The organism is Pseudalkalibacillus hwajinpoensis, assembly GCF_039851965.1.
Taxonomy (GTDB): domain Bacteria; phylum Bacillota; class Bacilli; order Bacillales; family Guptibacillaceae; genus Guptibacillus; species Guptibacillus hwajinpoensis_E.
Genome location: NZ_CP156674.1, coordinates 2077772 through 2095342 on the forward strand (window position 1 = coordinate 2077772; position 17571 = coordinate 2095342).

Consider the following 17571-nt stretch of genomic DNA (forward strand, 5'->3'; position numbering starts at 1 on the left):
ATGCTACCAATTTTGCCGATACCATAATAAAAGTTGCGAACCTGTAAATTACAGGCAGGAATCCCTTTTAATCGCAACGGCTTGTGTAACATTAGTCTTCGATAACAATTCCCATGCTACGTGCAGTTCCTTCAACCATACGCATTGCAGAATCAACATTCGCTGCGTTAAGATCTGGCATCTTTGTTTCAGCGATCTCACGCACTTTATCACGCTTAACAGTCGCAACTTTGTTGCGGTTAGGTTCTCCAGAACCAGACTCGATACCTGCTGCTTTCTTAAGTAGAACTGCAGCTGGTGGAGTTTTAGTGATAAATGTAAATGAACGGTCTTCAAAAACCGTGATTTCTACTGGAATAATCATGCCAGCCTGGTCAGAAGTACGAGCATTAAACTCTTTACAGAATCCCATGATGTTAACTCCAGCTTGACCTAGTGCAGGTCCAACTGGTGGTGCAGGATTCGCCTTCCCAGCCGGGATTTGCAATTTTACAACTTTAATTACCTTTTTAGCCACGCGACACACCTCCTTAAGTCCGTGATGTGGTATTTGGGTGTCTTCACCCTCCCACCTTATATATCAATCAAATGTCTCGAATAGTATGAGACTCATGAAACATTAAAATTCTATCATTAATCGAAAAGTTAAGCAAGAACTTTTCTGTTAGAACTTCTCAACTTGGCCGAAATTAAGCTCAACAGGTGTTTCTCTGCCAAACATATTTACGTGCACTTTCACTTTGCCTTTATCTGTATCAATGCCTTCAACAGAACCAACAAAGTCAGCAAATGGACCTTCTTTAACTTTCACTTTTTCTTTTAGTTCAAAGTCAACATCCGCTTTCGGTTGCTCCATTCCCATTTGTTTAAGAAGTGATTCCACTTCTTCAGGAAGAAGTGCAGTCGGCTTGGATCCCGCCCCGCTTGAACCTACGAAACCAGTTACGCCAGGTGTATTCCTCACAACGTACCATGAATCATCTGTCATAACCATTTCGGTAATAACATAGCCAGGAAAGACTTTTTTCATAACTGTCTTTTTCTTGCCATTCTTGATTTCTGTTTCTTCTTCTACCGGGACGAGTACACGAAAGATCTTATCCGTCATGCCCATTGTTTCAACCCTTTTTTCAAGGTTGGTTTTTACTTTGTTTTCATACCCCGAGTACGTATGAACAACATACCATCTTTTTTCCATATATGCAGGACTGTTGTCCTTCCCTCCCCAGCTCATTTACTCTTTCATTCTAACCTTGTGAATGAAAATTTATAACGATTTATCCTAAAATGAGGCGGATTAGCGAGGAAATCCCCTGGTCAATCACCGCAAAGAATATCGCTATAAAGATAACTGTCATAACCGTGACAATTGTATAACGTGTTAATTCTTTACGAGTCGGCCAGCTCACCCGCTTCATTTCACTTGCCACATTACGAAAGAACTTACCAGAACGTTGAACAATACTTGCCATTACTTGCTACCCCCAATTAATCTGGCGGAAAACTCCCCCGAGAATCTATTTTTATGTGGTTCGCCACATTGGCAAACGACCCTGTAAGGCATTACTTCGTTTCGCGATGAGTAGTATGCTCATCACAGTGTTTGCAATACTTCTTAACTTCGATGCGGGACGGGCTTGTCTGTGAGTTTTTCGTTGTTGTATAGTTTCGGCTATTGCATTGAACACATGCTAGTACTGCCTTTTTTCGCATTATGACACCTTCCTAAACCGCGCAAATGTGAAGTTTGTATTTTAAATAAGCTCTCTTAAACTAAAAAAGACCAAAATAAAAAAACGTTCAGTAACTCTGTGACGTTCCTACAAACCTAACAAAAAATTGACATTATTACTTTTATCACTTTATCACAGCGCGTTTCGACGTGTCAATAAAGCCAGAGGAGGCAAGCCAAAGAAAAAAACAGGGGAAACTCCCCCTGTTCTCCCATTACAATTTAAAGCATGTCCATTATCAAAGGCTAACTTCACGAAGCTCCAGATACCGCTCTAACTTTCGTTTCACTCGTTGCAGGGCATTGTCAATCGATTTTACATGGCGATTCAAATCAACCGAAATCTCCTGGTACGAACGCCCATCAAGGTAAAGCATAAGAACTTTCCGTTCTAAATCGCTCAAAATTTCAGACATTTTAAGTTCAATATCATCGAATTCTTCTTGATTAATAATTAATTCTTCAGGATCAGTTACTTTAGTTCCGCAAATGACATCAAGTAAAGTCCGATCAGACTCTTCATCGTAAATTGGCTTATCAAGTGATACATAAGAGTTAAGCGGAATGTGCTTTTGCCTTGTTGCGGTTTTGATAGCTGTAATCATCTGCCGGGTGATGCACAATTCGGCAAACGCTTTAAAAGATGAGAACTTGTCTCCTCTAAAATCACGAATGGCTTTGTAGAGACCAATCATTCCTTCTTGAATGATATCTTCCCGGTCTGCTCCAATGAGAAAATACGACCTCGCTTTAGCGCGTACGAAATTTTTGTACTTCGTAATCAAATGTTCCAACGCTCTACTGTGACCTTCATGAACCATCATAACTAGCAGTTCATCATCAAGCTGATCGAAAGCTACATGTTCCAGGTGCCTTTGGTCCACTGTCAGTTGTTCTTGATTTACCGTGCTTTCTTTGAGGTCTACTATACTCAATATGCGTTCCCCCCGACCAGTACGCTATATAGAAATATTATACAGTACATGTCGAAAAATCGTCAACCTACTATTTACCGCCTCTTCGCCATTTTTCGAATATTTCACTAATTTCTTCTGATAAATACAGTCCTGACGAGCGATTTTTACGATTCTCGGTATCTACTCTTTTCTCAATTCCCTTTTCAATTCGCTGCATTTCATTAAAAAGTTCTCGTGCAGATTTTCTTAATGCGCCCTGTCCAAAAATTGCCCATTGCTCCGTATAATCCGATGTGGCCACGTGAATTTGGGTCCGAATTCCTTTAAGTTCTCTTGCCATTTTTTCTATTCGCTCATCAGCCGTCTCATTTTCACGTGTATATATCACTTCTACCCGGTACTGGCTATGTCTTTTCTCGATTCCGTGTGACAAGTGAGCATCGAAAACAACGATCACCCGGTAGCCTGAATATGCCTGATATTCGGCCATCTTTTCGATCAGGAGCTCGCGAGCTTTGCTAAAGTCCTTCTCTTTCAATGACCGAAGTTCTGGCCAGGCACCTATGATGTTATAACCATCAACTAGCAGCACATCCATAACTTATTCCCCCAGAGGGTGACGTTGGCGATAAACCTCATACATCATTAATCCAGCCGCTACAGATGCATTAAGCGATGTAACCTTCCCTGCCATTGGGAGACTTACAAGGAAGTCGCACTTATCTTTAATAAGTCGACCCATCCCTTTTCCTTCACTTCCTATGACAAGACCAATTCCCATGTCATAATCAGCTTCCCGATAATCCTGTCCGCCTTTTGCATCTGTACCTACAAACCAAATTCCCCGCTCCTTTAATTCATCCATCGTACGCGCCAGATTTGTTACACGTGCAACAGGGATGTATTCTATAGCGCCCGTAGAAGACTTAGCGACTGTAGACGTCAGCCCTACAGCCCTTCGCTTTGGAATAATCACGCCATGAGCTCCAGCAGAATCAGCTGTTCTTAGAATAGACCCAAGGTTGTGAGGATCTTCTATTTCATCGAGAATGAGAAATAATGGTGGCTGACCTGCCTCTTCAGCTTTCTTAAACAAGTCCTCAATGTCCGCATACTCATAAGCCGCAATCGAGGCAACCACTCCCTGATGGTTGCTTTCCCCTGATAATTGCTCAAGCTTTCGCTTTGGTACAAACTGTACGAGTACGTTCTGTTCTTTCGCTTTCTGTATCAGCGTTTGAAGCGGACCTTTTTGAGAACCTTCGTTAATCCAGATCTTGTTAATCTCATGTCCGGATCGAAGTGCTTCAAGCACAGCGTTACGTCCCACTATAAATTCTTTATCCATCAGATTTCACTTCTTTCTTCGGTTGTTCTACGAATTTGTATAGCTCATTCAGTAGCTCATCTACTCTTTCTTCATTTCCCTGCAGGTAATGGTATCCAAACAATGCTTCAAGAGCCGTTGAATATTTGTACGTACTCACGCTTGTGTTTTTGGGTACCGTTCCTGACTTTGCATTACGCCCTCTTCGCACAACCCCGGCTTCTTCCTCTGACAGCATTTCCTGTTTCAGAACCTGGTGCAAGAATGCAGCCTGCGCTTTAGCAGATACATACTTCGTTGCAGTTCGATGAAGTTGATTCGGTCGAATATGACCAAGAGCAAGGAGTCGTTTTCGTACATTGATTTCAATTACTGAATCACCCATATAAGCGAGCGCCAGTGAATTAAGCTGTTTAACATCTAATTCCTTCATCTTTATACCCTCTTCCAGCGAACGCCCTGAGGTGTGTCCTCAAGAAGAATGCCCTGTTCTTTTAGCTCATCACGAATTTCGTCCGCTCTGCTAAAATCCCTTTGTTTTCTCGCTTCATTTCGTTCTTCAATTAGCTGGTCAATGTCCTTATCAAGAAGTGCCTCTTCTTCCGTAAATGAAACACCAAGTACAGAACCAAAATCTACAAAGCGTTCGATAAACAGATCAAGTACCTCTTTCGACGAATGCGCTTCCTGAAGATAGAGGTTCGCTTCTTTTGAAAGCTCAAACAAAATTGAAATCGCATTAGCTGTATTGAAGTCATCATCCATTTCAGCTACAAAACGATTGCGGTACCCGGCGATCTTATCTTTCCAGCCTTCAACCTCTTCACCGAGATCTGCGCTGTTTTGCAAACGGTGATGAAGGTTTTCAACCGTATCCTTGATTCGCACTAATCCTGCTTTTGCGCTTTCGAGTAGCTCGTGATTAAAATTAATTGGATTTCGATAATGCACCGATAGCATGAAGAATCGAATCGCTTCAGGGTCATGTTGTTTAATTAAGTCATGTACCAATACAAAATTCCCTAGCGATTTGGACATTTTTTCGTTGTTGATATTGATATACCCGTTATGAAGCCAGTAATTCGCAAATGTGTGCCCTGTGAGGGCTTCCGTCTGCGCTACTTCATTCTCATGGTGAGGAAATGCAAGGTCTTTCCCGCCTGCATGAATGTCAATTGTATATCCAAGATATTTCTGTGCCATAGCTGAGCATTCAATGTGCCAGCCCGGGCGCCCTTCTCCCCATGGGCTCGACCATGAAATTTCGCCTTCTTTAGCTGCTTTCCAGAGTGTGAAATCAAGCGGGTCTTCTTTTTTTTCTCCAACAACAATCCGTGAACCAAGCTTTAATTCGTCGATTGACTGATGAGAAAGTTTTCCATACCCTTCGAATTGGCGGGTGCGGAAATAAACATCTCCTTCTGATTCATACGCAAAACTTTTCTCAATCAACGCTGAGATAAAGTCGATAATTTCATCCATGTTTTCCGTAACCCTTGGATGTTCATCTGCCTTTTTCACGCCGAGCGCTCCAGTATCATCGTGATACGCTCCAATGAAACGCTCTGCGACATCCGGAACCTCTTCCCCAAGTTCTTTTGCAGCACGAATCAATTTATCATCCACATCTGTGAAATTGGATACATAATGAACATCATAACCGCGATATTCAAGGTACCGACGCACAACATCAAACACGATTGCAGGACGTGCGTTCCCAATATGAATGTAATTGTAAACGGTCGGACCACACACATACATTCTTACTTTCCCCTCTTCAATGGGCTGAAAAGTTTCTTTCTGTTGCGTCAATGTATTGTATAGCTTAATCGCCATGACTTTCACTCCTCATTCTTAGCTTTCGCATTTCTTCTGTTAATGTAAGCAATTCTTTTTCCATCTGTTTGAATTTATCTGCTACCGGGTCCGGCATTTTATGATGATCAAGGTTATGAGGAACCTTTACCCCATTTTGAATAACGACGCGTCCTGGTATTCCAACAACTGTCGAATTTATCGGCACATCCTGGAGAACAACAGATCCGGCCCCTACTTTAGAATTCTCTCCAATTGTGATCGAACCGAGTATTTTCGCACCTGTCGCAACAAGAGTATTGTCCTCAAGGGTCGGATGACGTTTTCCTTTTTCTTTTCCGGTTCCACCTAAGGTTACCCCTTGAAAGAGAGTCACGTTATTCCCGATTTCGCATGTCTCTCCAATGACCACACCCATTCCGTGATCAATGAAACACCTCTCCCCGATGGTGGCACCAGGATGAATTTCAATTCCTGTAAAAAAACGACTGATTTGCGAAACCCCTCTTGCTAGAAAGAAGAACTTTTTCTTCCAGAACCAATGAGCGATCCTATGTGACCATATCGCATGAAGGCCCGCATAAGTTAAAATAACTTCAAAATAACTTCTAGCTGCAGGATCCTGATCAAATACGACATCGACATCCTGTTTAAGTGTCTTCCACATACGTTTTACACCCCTCCTTCTTCTCATACACAATAAAATAGATCTCCATTGCAATTCATTCGGATGGAAACTAACTCATTAAAAAAAGCGTCTCTGTGTGACTTTCCATCACACAGAGACGCTCATCGCGTGGTTCCACTCTGCTTCGAATTTCCTTAAAATCACCAAGAAAATTCCTTGCACCTATAACGGCGGCACCGCCCCTACCTACTTATCCGAAGATTTTTCTGCAGGAGACTCTGAGGTGCATTTCAATGAGTGTGTTCTTAAGCTGCTTTCAGCCGGGGGCAGCTCTCTCTATAAAGGACGCACTCATTTACTTCTCCTCTTCAACGATTGTATTAAATCTTTATAATTCTATGCCTTAGTCATGTTAAGAACCTGATTCAAGCGGGCATTAACAGCTTCTCTTCCAAGCAGTGCAATCGCCTGCTGAAGTTCAGGACCATGTGTTTCACCAGTCGTTGCGACGCGAATAGGCATGAATAGCTTTTTCCCTTTATGCCCTGTTGCTTTTTGAGTTGCTTTGATCGCCGACTTAATCGCAGACGGCTCAAACTCATCAATTCCTTCAAGCTGATCAAGAAAGCCCTGCATCACTTCAGGGATTTGCTCTTCATTTAGAACTTCCATTGCTTCTTCATTATACTGAATTTCCTGCTTAAAGAACAACTCAGTAAGCTCGACAATTTCTCTTCCATAATGGAGCTGCTCTTGATAAAGTCCAATAAGCTCTTTTGCCCAGTCCTTTTGTTCTGCCGTCATCTCAAGCGGAAACTTACCTGCTTCAATCAGATGTGGAAGAGCTAGCTCAACTACACGATCAAGACTCGCTTCTTTAATATACTGATTATTCATCCAGTATAGTTTTTGTGAATCAAATACTGCAGGGGAAGTTGAAAGTCGCTCTGGATCAAAAATGTCAACAAGCTGCTCCTTTGTAAACAATTCTTCTTCTCCTTTAGGAGACCAACCAAGAAGCGTAACAAAGTTAAATAGCGCTTCTGGAAGGAAGCCGAGATCATGGTACTGTTCAATGTACTGAACAATCGATTTATCCCGCTTACTTAGTTTTTTCTTCTGATCATTCACAATTAGGGTCATGTGACCAAATTTAGGTGGTTCCCAACCGAAAGCTTCGTAAATCATCAGCTGTTTCGGTGTATTAGAAATATGGTCATCCCCACGTAAAACGTGAGAAATTCTCATATGATGGTCATCAATTGCAACTGCATAGTTGTAAGTTGGAATGCCATTTTTCTTCACAATAACAAAATCACCAATACCATTTGACTCAAATGAAACGCGATCTTTCACGATATCATCAAAAGCGTATTCCTTATCGCGTTGTACCGCAAATCGAATACTCGGCTGTCGACCTTCTGCTTCTAGCTTCTCGCGCTGATCAGCCGTTAAATGACGACATTTGCCGGAATAGCGAGGCATTTCACCACGCGCACGCTGCGCTTCACGTTCAGCTTCGAGCTCGTCTTCAGTGCAGTAGCACTTGTATGCAAGCTCTTTATTAAGAATCTCTTTTGTATGATCAGTATAAAGATCCAGACGCTCCATCTGCGTATATGGGCCATACCCTCCCTCTTTATCGATGCTTTCGTCCCAGTCCATTCCAAGCCACTTCAAGTAATCAAGCTGGTTTTCAACACCACCCTCGACATTACGTGTCTGGTCTGTATCCTCAATTCGAATAATAAATTTACCGTTCTGACTTCTAGCAAATAAATAATTAAATAATGCCGTTCGCGCATTCCCAATATGTAAGTAACCAGTTGGACTTGGGGCATAACGCACCCTAACTTCGTTTTCCATCATATCCACCACCATCAATTTTTATCTTCTACTGTCTTATTATTTTACCATTAGAGTCAAATTATCGGTCAAGCACTTTGAAGCAATATAACAACTTCAGCTGCGATCCCTTCGCCTCTCCCTGTAAATCCTAGCTTTTCAGAGGTCGTTGCTTTCACATTTACTTGAGTTAGATCTGCTTCTAGTAATTCTGCAACAACTTCCCGCATCGCTGTAATATGTGGGGCCATTTTTGGAAGCTGAGCGATAATCGTACAATCGACGTTTCCAAGCGCATAACCTTTTTCCTTTACGATTTGAAATACATGGCGTAGAAGCTCTTTCGAATCAGCATCCTTAAAATCTTCATCCGTATCAGGGAAATGCTTCCCGATATCCCCTTCACCTATCGCACCAAGACATGCATCTGCCACCGCATGAAGCAAAACGTCTGCATCTGAATGACCGAGTAGTCCTTTTTCAAATGGAATCGTGATACCCCCGATAATGCATGGACGATTTTCAACTAACTTGTGAACATCAAAACCATGACCAATTCGCATTACACTTCACTCTCTTTCTTCTCCCGTAAAATGGCTCTCGCAAAAATTAAATCCTCAGGTGTGGTTAACTTTACGTTCCAATAATCACCTTGTATAACATGCACGGCTCGTCCATTCATTTCTACGAGACTGGCATCATCCGTTCCAATAATCTCGTTTTCTTCTGCCCACTTATGAATTTCCTTAATAACCGAAAGACGAAAAGCCTGCGGAGTCTGCACTGCCCACAAGCTTGATCGATCAATTGTTTTCTGAACCGTCAAATCATCCACCTGTTTCACTGTATCCTTAACAGGCACAGCTACTATTGCACCATCATAATATTCAGCTGCTTTCGCGACTTTCCGAGCTACTTGATGGGTAAAAAAAGGCCGGGCACCATCATGGATTAGCACAACTTTATCTCCTTCAAGTGCCTTGAGTCCTTCATAAACACTCTGCTGGCGTTCTTTTCCACCAGTCACAACTCGACTCACTTTCGTAAGATTGTATTCTTTGATCAGTGTCCTGAAATCATCATGTTCCCGCTCATTAACCGCAAGTACAATCTCTTCACACCGATCATCACTTTGAAAAACCGATATCGTATGAACGATTATCGGCTTTCCATCAAGCATGATAAACTGTTTGTTCTTTCCTGCGTTCATCCGTTTCCCCTGCCCGGCTGCAGGAATGACTACTGAATACTTCAAGTCTAGAACCCCCGTCACCTATCTCTTAGAGCGCTTTTTCAAGCAATTTGGGCTTGGCGAAAATCATCCGCCCTGCTGATGTTTGCAGCACACTCGTTACAAGTACATCGATTGTTTTACCAATATAGTTTCTACCCTCTTCAACTACGATCATTGTACCATCATCAAGATAGGCTACACCCTGGTTGTATTCTTTTCCATCCTTAATAACCTGGACGTTAAGCTCTTCACCCGGAAGAACAACCGGTTTAACCGCGTTAGCAAGGTCATTAATATTCAAAACTTGAACCTTTTGAAGTTCACAAACCTTATTCAAATTAAAATCGTTCGTCACAACCATTCCGCTAACTAGCTTGGCTAGCTTTACAAGTTTACTATCCACTTCCTGAATTTCTTCAAAATCACCTTCATAAATCTCTACATTTACTTCCAGCTCTTTTTGAATCTTATTCAGAATATCAAGACCACGACGACCGCGATTTCGTTTTAAAACATCAGATGAATCAGCAATGTGTTGCAATTCCTCGAGAACAAATTGCGGGATAACCAGTGTTCCTTCAAGAAAGCCAGTCTGACAAATATCCGCAATCCGCCCATCAATAATAACACTCGTATCAAGAATTTTTAACTTAGAAGAGCCTGCATCAATTTCGTCTTCATCCGTGTCCTTCTTCTTATCTTTGCTTTTGTTGTTACTGAATAAGTTAATGAGCTCATCACGTTTTTTGAACCCAATTTGAAACCCAAAATAACCACAGAGTACAGAAATAAAAATTGGCAGAACATTACTTACGACAGGGAGATTGATTTTATCCAGAGATACGTTAATTAAAAATGCAGCTATAAGTCCAATAATCAGTCCAATTGATCCAAATAGTACGTCTCCAACCGGTGCCTTAACAACTTTTTCTTCAATAAGACGAATAAAATCCACAATATAATCTGTCACCCAAAAAGTTGCTAGAAAAAATAGAACAGCTCCTATTACAGCACCTGCATAAGAATTACTAAAAACCGTCGGGAGATCCCCTATATTGAGTAATTGTATTAAATCTGGTAAATATACTAAGCCCAGCGCTCCGCCTAAAATGATAAAAAACAACTGTACAATCCACTTTATCATTGACGTTTTCACCTCCTTTTATCATTATAAACAATTTATTAAAATTGAAACGTCTAACCTTGAAGTTTGCGAAATTTATAGTATGATTATAGGTTAGCTTTTATCACTATAAATTAATTATAGATTAGCACAGCCCCTATCGATTGTCTATTTCATCGCTCTAAATATGCCGGTCTATAAACAGTTGTTCCTGAATTCGTTTCAATCCATCTTTAATTTTCTTCGCTCGAATGGCTCCTATTCCATCTACATGATCCAATTCTTCAATGGTCGCCTTAGATATGGCGTTAAGATTTTCAAAGCTATCAACTAGATTCTCAATGATATTTGAATGTAACCGCGGAATCTTATGTAGAATACGATAGCCTCTCGGTGTCACATTTTCGTTCTGATCCTGATAGCCTAATATTCTCATGATTGCATTATCCTCAAGGAGGTCATCACTCGTAAGTTTCTTCAGCCGCTTCATCACATCAGCAGGTGTTTCGTCGACTTCCTTTACATAATCACCGATCAACCACTTCGCTTCAGCTTCAAGGTTAGAAACGAGTTCCTCCATTTGCATACTAATGAGTCGGCCTTCTGTGCCAAGTTCATTAATATAATTTAATATTTCCTTCTTAATGCGAAGCACCATTTCAATGCGATGGATCACCTGCGTTACTTCTTGCAGGGTAACAAGTTCTTCAAATTCAAGTGCTCCAAGATCGGTAATGCCCTGATCAAGAACAGATTTATATTTTTCCAGTGTTTGCATCGCCTGATTGGCTTTTGTGAGAATAACGCCGATTTCTTTAAGAGAGTAGCGAATGTTCCCCTGGTAAAGCGTGATCACGTTTCGCCTTTGGGAGATCGAAATAACTAGATTGCCTGTTTGCTTGGCAACTCGTTCAGCCGTTCGATGACGGATACCGGTTTCACTTGATGAAATGGACGTCTCAGGAATGAGTTGCGTATTCGCATAAAGAATTCTCGAGGCATCTTTGTTTAATATGATGGCTCCATCCATCTTGGCAAGTTCATATAAATAAGCTGGTGTGAATCGACATTCAATTGAGAATCCACCATCCACAAGATCCTGTACTTTACCATCATAGCCAACAACAATTAGTCCACCCGTTTTGGCTCGGAGAATATTATCAATTCCATGTCTCAGCTGTGTACCTGGGGCTACTATTTTCAGTATTTCATTGATCACTTCCTGGTGCTTATCCGTTTCCATTCCCTATCCTCCCAACGCTTCCTTTAGTGCTTCATCTACAGTTTGGACACCGATAACCTGAATCCCTTCAGGGAATGTCCATCCACCAATATTTTTCTTTGGAATAATCGCACGTTCAAAACCGAGTTTTGCCGCTTCGATCACTCGCTGTTCAATTCGAGACACCCGTCTAATCTCTCCTGTAAGACCAATCTCTCCTACTACGATATCTGATGGACGAGTTGGTTTATCTCTAAAGCTCGATGCAATTGAAACAGCTATTGCAAGATCAATCGCCGGCTCATCAAGCCTTACTCCGCCAGCTACATTCAAATAAGCATCTTGATTCTGCAGAAGGAGTCCAACACGTTTCTCAAGAACAGCCATCAAAAGTGAAACCCGGTTATGGTCAATCCCTGTAGCCGTCCTTCTTGGATTCCCGAAGCTAGTTGGTGAAATAAGGGCCTGTATCTCTACCAAAACGGTCCGTGTCCCCTCCATCGATGCCACTACAGTAGAGCCTGCCGAGCCTGACGAACGCTCTTCGAGGAAAATTTCAGATGGGTTCAGGACTTCTTCAAGACCCTCTTCTTTCATCTCGAACACACCTATCTCATTTGTTGATCCAAAACGGTTCTTGACCCCGCGCAGGATGCGAAACGTATGATGTCTTTCCCCTTCAAAATAAAGCACTGCATCTACCATATGTTCAAGAAGGCGCGGTCCCGCAATAGACCCTTCCTTCGTAACGTGGCCTACAATAAAAATTGCAATTCCTCTCGTTTTAGCAATTCTCATAAGCTGTGAAGTACACTCCCGAACCTGGGATACACTTCCCGGTGCTGAAGTCACTTCAGATCGGAAAATCGTCTGGATCGAGTCGATAATCACAAGCTGGGGGTTTATTTCTTCAATTGCTTTACTAATATACTCAAGATCCGTCTCCGCTAATACATAAAGTTTTTCTGCATCTATTCCGAGTCGATCCGCACGGAGCTTTGTCTGCTTAACTGACTCTTCACCTGATATGTATAGTACAGGATGATCCTGTTCAGCAAGTTTGGAAGATGTTTGTAGTAAAAGAGTTGATTTACCAATACCAGGGTCTCCACCAACAAGTACGAGTGAACCTGGAACTACCCCACCTCCAAGCACACGATCAAGTTCAGTGATCTTCGTGTATATACGAGGTTCCATTTCCTTTTGAATATGACGGATAGACGTTGGTTTACCCGTTACTCCCTCATTTGGGGTTACAAATCTTCTTCGATCGTTATCAGCTGGTACAAACTCTTCCACCATCGTGTTCCACTGATGACATCCCGGACATTTTCCCATCCACTTTGGAGATTCATAGCCGCAATCCTGACACATGAATTTCGTTTTTTTCTTCGCCATTTGCTGTCCTCACTTTCAAAATCTCCGTATATAGCTAGTGCGTTCATTTTATCATAATTTTCGAGGTCTTATGAACTCAAAATAATTTTAGATTTCAGAACAACTTCTGGCTAGCAGGAACCTAACCATATCTCATTCTACTTCATACCCATTCCCTATAATACCAAGAACCATTCTTCAAAATATAAAAAAAACCGGAAGACAACAGCCTTCCGGTTTTCCACTTCTAAGATGATGTAGCTTCAGATAGCGTTTCTACCACGAAATCGTTATTCTTATAATCGATTTTTACACGTTGACCTTTTTCAATGTTACCTTTTAATAATTCTTCAGATAGGCGATCTTCGATATGGCGCTGAAGCGATCTTCGAAGCGGACGAGCACCATAGTCCGGATCGTAACCCTCTTCGGAAATTTTATCGAGTGCAGGATCCGTTAACTCGAAGTCAATTCCATGGTCAGATAAACGAGCTTTAAGCTGATTTACCATAAGCACAATGATTTCTTTTAAGTGTCTCTTCTCAAGAGAATGGAACACAATAATTTCATCAATACGGTTTAAGAATTCTGGACGGAATGTTTTCTTCAACTCATCCATCACTTTACCCTTCATATCCTGGTATTCCTGACCTTCTGATCCAGTAGTAAATCCAACGTATTTATTACGTTTAAGTGTACTTGCTCCAACGTTTGAAGTCATGATCACAACCGTGTTACGGAAATCAACGACCCGTCCTTTGGAATCTGTCAAACGCCCATCTTCTAGTACCTGTAGCAAAATGTTAAACACGTCAGGGTGAGCTTTTTCTATCTCATCAAGTAAAATAACTGAGTATGGCTTTCGACGTACTTTTTCAGTTAATTGTCCGCCTTCTTCGTATCCAACATAGCCTGGAGGTGAACCTACAAGACGTGAGGTAGAATGTTTCTCCATGTATTCAGACATATCGATTCGGATTACTGAATCCTCTTCACCGAACAGTGTTTCTGCAACGGCACGAGCAAGTTCTGTTTTACCTACACCTGTTGGTCCAAGGAAAATGAATGAGCCAATAGGGCGTTTTGGATCTTTTAAACCTGCACGAGCACGGCGAACGGCTTTCGATATCGATTTGACTGCTTCTTCTTGGCCAATTAAACGGTTATGAAGAATATCTTCCATTTTCAACAGACGTTCCGTTTCCTGTTCTTCAAGCTTGGAAACAGGAATACCGGTCCAGTTTGCAACAACAATTGCAATGTCCTCAGGTGTCACTTCTTGATTTTCTTTCCCCTGCTTTTCTTTCCATTCTTTCTTCGTCTGTTCCAACTGCTCGCGTAATCGCTGCTCGGAATCACGAAGAGAAGCTGCTTTTTCAAATTCCTGACTTTGTACAGCTGCGTCTTTTTCTTTACGAACTTCTTCAAGCTTCTTATCAAGCTCTTTCAGATTCGGTGGTGCTGTATATGAGCGAAGGCGTACTTTAGAAGCAGCTTCATCAATTAAGTCAATTGCTTTATCAGGTAAAAAACGGTCAGAAATGTAACGGTCTGATAGCTTAACAGCAGCATCAATTGCATCATCTGTAATCGTTACACGGTGGTGTGCCTCATAACGATCGCGCAATCCTTTAAGGATTAAAGCAGATTCATCACTTGTAGGCTCATTGACCTGTATCGGCTGGAAGCGGCGCTCTAAGGCTGCATCCTTTTCGATATACTTACGGTACTCATCCAGTGTTGTAGCACCAATACATTGGAGTTCACCACGTGCAAGCGCTGGTTTAAGGATGTTCGACGCATCGATTGCACCTTCTGCACCACCCGCACCAATTAGTGTGTGTAGTTCATCAATGAAAAGAATAATATTACCGGCCTGACGAATTTCGTCCATTACTTTTTTCAAACGATCTTCAAATTCACCTCGGTATTTCGTACCTGCTACAACTGTTCCCATATCGAGTGTCATAACGCGCTTATCTCGAAGCGTTTCTGGTACTTCATTATTGATGATTTGTTGCGCTAGACCCTCCGCGATCGCTGTTTTACCAACCCCTGGCTCACCGATTAGGACAGGATTATTCTTCGTACGGCGGCTCAATACTTCGATCACTCGTTCTATTTCCTTACTACGACCAATAACAGGATCAAGCCCATTGTCACGAGCGATGACTGTTAAATCTCTCGCAAGGCTATCAAGGGTAGGCGTATTTGCACTTGCTCCACCAGCTTGATGACTAGATGAAGAGCTTTCATTGCTACCTAGTAATTGAAGTACTTGCTGACGCGCTTTATTAAGGCTTACACCAAGGTTGTTTAGAACACGAGCTGCAACGCCTTCACCTTCACGAATAAGGCCAAGAAGAATATGCTCTGTACCTACGTAAGAGTGACTGAGTTTACGAGCTTCATCCATAGACAGCTCGATTACTTTCTTGGCTCTAGGCGTATAATGTATCGATTGAACGGAATCCTGTCCGCGTCCAATAAGCTTCTCAACTTCCTTCTGGATCTTCTCAGAGCCAAGACCAAGTGCTGTTAACGCTTTGGCAGCAATCCCTTCACCTTCGCGTATTAAACCAAGAAGGATATGCTCTGTGCCTACGTTGTTATGACCGAGACGAATCGCCTCTTCCTGTGCTAAAGCAAGTACTTTCTGGGCACGTTCTGTAAATCGTCCAAACATCATTGTTCATCACCCTCCGATTTCTTCGATAGTTGATATTCAAGTTCAAGTCGCTCTCTAATTAATGTAGCACGTTTAATATCTCGTTCTGTTGGGGTAAGGCTCGCACCAGCATATTGCTGAAGAAAGCCAGGCTGCGTTAAAATTAACAGCTCATTTAGAATAGATTTAGATAACCCTTTTACAAGTCCCATATCGATTCCTATTCGAACATCTGAGAGGCATTTTGCTGCTTCTTTAGACTGTATAATTCTACTGTTTTCAAGAACACCAAGTGAACGATAGATACGGTCCTCGAGTTCAATCCTGGAGTTATCAAGGAGAACCCGTCTCGCAGCTCTTTCTTTCTCAATGACTTGCATAACAACACCTTGTAAATCTTCAATAATATCAGTTTCTGTTTTACCCAGAGTTATCTGATTGGAGATTTGAAAAATATTACCCAATGCTTCGCTTCCTTCTCCATAACTACCTCTCACGACTAGCCCAAGTTGATTAATAGCAGGGATAATATGATTCAGCTGCTGGGTTAAAACAAGCGCTGGTAAATGCAACATGACTGAAGCACGCATTCCAGTTCCTACATTCGTCGGACAGCTGGTCAAGTACCCTCTTCGTTCATCAAAAGCATAATCAACTTTACTCTCAATCCAATTATCAAGGGAATTAGCGAGCTTGAGCGCTTTCTTGAGCTCAAATCCAGCTACAAGACACTGGATACGAAAATGGTCTTCCTCGTTAATCATGATGCTAACTGTTTCATTTTCGCTTAGCAGAACTGCTCCATTCTTAGAATGCTCAATGAGGTTAGGGCTGATCAGATGCTTCTCAACGAGAACGCGTTTTTCAATCGGTTTTAAAGCTTCCATCTCAATTAATTCAAGATCTCCAATTTGTTCATCAGGAGCATCATGAAATTGGCTTCTAACTTCTTTAATAACTTCTAAGTTTTGCTCTGGATTAGAAATGATCGGAAAGACGTAATCCTTTAGATTACGAGCAAATCTGACACGACTACTCATGACAATGTCAGAATCAGGTCCTTCATCTTTCATCCATGGACTTACGGCTTCACTGATAAATCGCTGAAGTGACATTATTCTCCCCCTCCCCGTGATGCTTTTTGTTCAAGGGAACGAATTAAATCTCTTGTTTCCGCAGCTTTTTCAAACTCTTCATTGTGGATATATTCTTTCATCTTACTGCGGAGATTCTGAACTTCACGCTCGATTTCAATGGCTGCTCCAGTTCGTTTAGGTACTTTCCCTGCATGAGCCATGTTTCCTCCATGCACTTTTTTAAGTATGGGATCGAGTTTGTCCTCGAAGGTTTTGTAACACTCAGAACAGCCAAACCGACCAATTTTAGTGAATTGCTGATACGTTAACCCACATTTTGGGCAATGGGCCTGCTCTTCACTGTAAAACGACTGGGCAGGGCTTTCGCCAATTGGAGTTTCAAAATTAAGTAATCCCGATAATAAGTTATGGATAGAGAAGTGGTTAGTGCCTGGCTCAGCTTCACCTTTTTCTTTAGCACACTTTTCACATATATGAAATTCTGTTTTTTTACCATTAATTATTTTAGTGAAATGAAGCGTAGCAGGGCGCTCACCACATTCCTGACACGTCATAAGGCAACCCTCCTCATCAATCCTGCATAATC

Annotated in this window: 19 protein-coding genes and 1 other annotated feature; all 19 genes read right to left on the minus strand. The window is 41.8% G+C overall.

What is annotated here, in order from left to right:
• Window positions 1–91 precede the first annotated feature (91 nt).
• The gene (rplK, locus tag ABFG93_RS10940) at window positions 92–517 is read right to left on the minus strand and encodes a 50S ribosomal protein L11 (RefSeq protein ID WP_347548105.1); all 426 of its coding nucleotides are present in this window, start codon (window positions 515–517) and stop codon (window positions 92–94) included.
• 147 nt (window positions 518–664) lie between these two features.
• Window positions 665–1198, minus strand: coding sequence for a transcription termination/antitermination protein NusG (gene nusG / locus ABFG93_RS10945; RefSeq protein WP_048313308.1), 534 nt, complete (start codon window positions 1196–1198; stop codon window positions 665–667).
• Between the two features lie 79 nt (window positions 1199–1277).
• A complete protein-coding gene (secE, locus tag ABFG93_RS10950) occupies window positions 1278–1472 on the minus strand; it encodes a preprotein translocase subunit SecE (protein WP_347548106.1) in 195 nt (64 codons plus the stop codon).
• Window positions 1473–1563: 91 nt separating this feature from the next.
• The gene (gene rpmG, locus ABFG93_RS10955) at window positions 1564–1713 is read right to left on the minus strand and encodes a 50S ribosomal protein L33 (RefSeq protein ID WP_347548107.1); all 150 of its coding nucleotides are present in this window, start codon (window positions 1711–1713) and stop codon (window positions 1564–1566) included.
• A 258-nt stretch (window positions 1714–1971) separates the two neighbouring features.
• The gene (sigH, locus tag ABFG93_RS10960) at window positions 1972–2556 is read right to left on the minus strand and encodes an RNA polymerase sporulation sigma factor SigH (RefSeq protein WP_347552815.1); all 585 of its coding nucleotides are present in this window, start codon (window positions 2554–2556) and stop codon (window positions 1972–1974) included.
• A gap of 181 nt (window positions 2557–2737) precedes the next feature.
• The gene (locus ABFG93_RS10965; RefSeq protein ID WP_347548108.1) at window positions 2738–3247 is read right to left on the minus strand and encodes an NYN domain-containing protein; all 510 of its coding nucleotides are present in this window, start codon (window positions 3245–3247) and stop codon (window positions 2738–2740) included.
• Window positions 3248–3250: 3 nt separating this feature from the next.
• On the minus strand, window positions 3251–3997 hold the full coding sequence (gene rlmB / locus ABFG93_RS10970; protein ID WP_347548109.1) for a 23S rRNA (guanosine(2251)-2'-O)-methyltransferase RlmB: 747 nt from the start codon (window positions 3995–3997) through the stop codon (window positions 3251–3253).
• Window positions 3990–4409: a Mini-ribonuclease 3 gene (locus tag ABFG93_RS10975; RefSeq protein WP_347548110.1), complete on the minus strand. Its 420-nt coding sequence runs from the start codon at window positions 4407–4409 to the stop codon at window positions 3990–3992. The genes rlmB and ABFG93_RS10975 overlap by 8 nt, the downstream gene beginning before the upstream one ends.
• A gap of 2 nt (window positions 4410–4411) precedes the next feature.
• Window positions 4412–5812, minus strand: coding sequence for a cysteine--tRNA ligase (gene cysS / locus ABFG93_RS10980; protein ID WP_347548111.1), 1401 nt, complete (start codon window positions 5810–5812; stop codon window positions 4412–4414).
• Entirely contained in the window at window positions 5802–6458 is a 657-nt protein-coding gene (cysE, locus tag ABFG93_RS10985; protein ID WP_347548112.1) for a serine O-acetyltransferase, read from the minus strand. The genes cysS and cysE overlap by 11 nt, the downstream gene beginning before the upstream one ends.
• A 111-nt stretch (window positions 6459–6569) precedes the next feature.
• Window positions 6570–6800 (minus strand) — a binding site (T-box leader).
• Between the two features lie 15 nt (window positions 6801–6815).
• Window positions 6816–8285, minus strand: coding sequence for a glutamate--tRNA ligase (gltX, locus tag ABFG93_RS10990; RefSeq protein WP_347552816.1), 1470 nt, complete (start codon window positions 8283–8285; stop codon window positions 6816–6818).
• 68 nt (window positions 8286–8353) lie between these two features.
• Entirely contained in the window at window positions 8354–8827 is a 474-nt protein-coding gene (gene ispF, locus ABFG93_RS10995; protein ID WP_347548113.1) for a 2-C-methyl-D-erythritol 2,4-cyclodiphosphate synthase, read from the minus strand.
• Entirely contained in the window at window positions 8827–9519 is a 693-nt protein-coding gene (gene ispD / locus ABFG93_RS11000) for a 2-C-methyl-D-erythritol 4-phosphate cytidylyltransferase (protein ID WP_347548114.1), read from the minus strand. The genes ispF and ispD overlap by 1 nt, the downstream gene beginning before the upstream one ends.
• A gap of 25 nt (window positions 9520–9544) precedes the next feature.
• Window positions 9545–10642: a PIN/TRAM domain-containing protein gene (locus ABFG93_RS11005; RefSeq protein WP_347548115.1), complete on the minus strand. Its 1098-nt coding sequence runs from the start codon at window positions 10640–10642 to the stop codon at window positions 9545–9547.
• Between the two features lie 160 nt (window positions 10643–10802).
• Complete coding sequence (disA, locus tag ABFG93_RS11010) at window positions 10803–11864, minus strand: DNA integrity scanning diadenylate cyclase DisA (protein WP_347548116.1); 1062 nt, start codon at window positions 11862–11864, stop codon at window positions 10803–10805.
• 3 nt (window positions 11865–11867) lie between these two features.
• On the minus strand, window positions 11868–13241 hold the full coding sequence (gene radA / locus ABFG93_RS11015; protein ID WP_347548117.1) for a DNA repair protein RadA: 1374 nt from the start codon (window positions 13239–13241) through the stop codon (window positions 11868–11870).
• A gap of 226 nt (window positions 13242–13467) precedes the next feature.
• Complete coding sequence (gene clpC / locus ABFG93_RS11020) at window positions 13468–15909, minus strand: ATP-dependent protease ATP-binding subunit ClpC (RefSeq protein ID WP_347548118.1); 2442 nt, start codon at window positions 15907–15909, stop codon at window positions 13468–13470.
• On the minus strand, window positions 15906–17003 hold the full coding sequence (locus ABFG93_RS11025; RefSeq protein WP_347548119.1) for a protein arginine kinase: 1098 nt from the start codon (window positions 17001–17003) through the stop codon (window positions 15906–15908). The genes clpC and ABFG93_RS11025 overlap by 4 nt, the downstream gene beginning before the upstream one ends.
• Window positions 17003–17539 carry a UvrB/UvrC motif-containing protein gene (locus ABFG93_RS11030; protein ID WP_347548120.1) on the minus strand — a complete coding sequence of 179 codons (537 nt, stop codon included), beginning with the start codon at window positions 17537–17539 and terminating at the stop codon, window positions 17003–17005. The genes ABFG93_RS11025 and ABFG93_RS11030 overlap by 1 nt, the downstream gene beginning before the upstream one ends.
• Window positions 17540–17571: the final 32 nt, after the last annotated feature.